Source organism: Maribrevibacterium harenarium (assembly GCF_006385675.1).
In the GTDB taxonomy this organism is placed as follows: Bacteria; Pseudomonadota; Gammaproteobacteria; order Pseudomonadales; family Marinomonadaceae; genus Marinomonas; species Marinomonas harenarium.
In genome coordinates, this window is record NZ_VFRR01000123.1 from 1 (window position 1) to 941 (window position 941).

Sequence of the window (941 nt, forward strand, 5' to 3'; positions counted from 1 at the left end):
AGGTGTTGGTCATAGCAGCAAACAGCAGACCTTGATCTGACTTTTCATTCTGCTTCATATACCGGAACCAGCTGAGATAGTGGGGTAGATATTCTCGTCCTACTCCCCTAAATCGCACCATCCATTCCTTCCAGTGCATCATGTAATTATTGAGCGTTTGGATGTGGTATATATTCTCAACGACCCTGACCTTATCTAATCCAACGATACGTTTGTGATCGATTTTGCGCCCATTAACAACCTCGATATAGGACTTGTTGCCGTCAGTGCAGAGCACTGAGCCATCGGCAATTCTGGATTTAAGAAATCGGCAGATATTTTCTTTGGTATTAAAGTCAACGACCTCATGAATCACCGACCCTTCGCGGTTAAGGGCGATAAGAATCGGTGTTTTGGGGACTTTGCCACCCCCACGTTTCCGGGCGTCTCGGTGCAGTCTCCGCTTACCCTTAAACGATTCATTTATAAAGGTTTCATCAGCCTCGATAACACCTGAGAGGGGCTGAATATCAGTGTTCGCAGGTGCTTTCAGAAAAGCATGCCGCCAGCGGAAAGCTGTACGGAGGTTGATATCCAGCTCCTTTGCACACTGACGTAGCGTCGAACCGTGCCACATCAGTGCGTTATATTTGAGCCACTTCTGACTCATACGCATGCGGTACAGCGGCGTCCCCTTCAAGGCATTAAATGTCTGCAAGCAGGCTTTGCATTTGAATCGCTGGACACCCTGTTTTGTGAACCCCCACCGGCTAAGCTGATTGCTGCTACAGTGAGGGCACCCAGTCAGGTTTTCTTCTCGTTCAGCTATAACTTCACCGACCTGATTCTGGGATATCAAGCCATCAACTTCATGCTTGAGCTTCTTCAGCTCTGCGTATGTGAGTTCTTCAAGATGTGGGAGAATACTGCGAAGGCGTTGAGTGCTCATGAAGGCTCCGGTG

At 48.4% G+C, this 941-nt stretch carries 1 protein-coding gene; it reads right to left on the minus strand.

Annotated features, from left to right (window positions below; all coding sequences use genetic code 11):
• Positions 1–928, minus strand: a 928-nt coding sequence (locus tag FJM67_RS17380) for an IS1595 family transposase (RefSeq protein ID WP_140591950.1), incomplete at its 3' end; no start/stop codon positions are given.
• Positions 929–941: the final 13 nt, after the last annotated feature.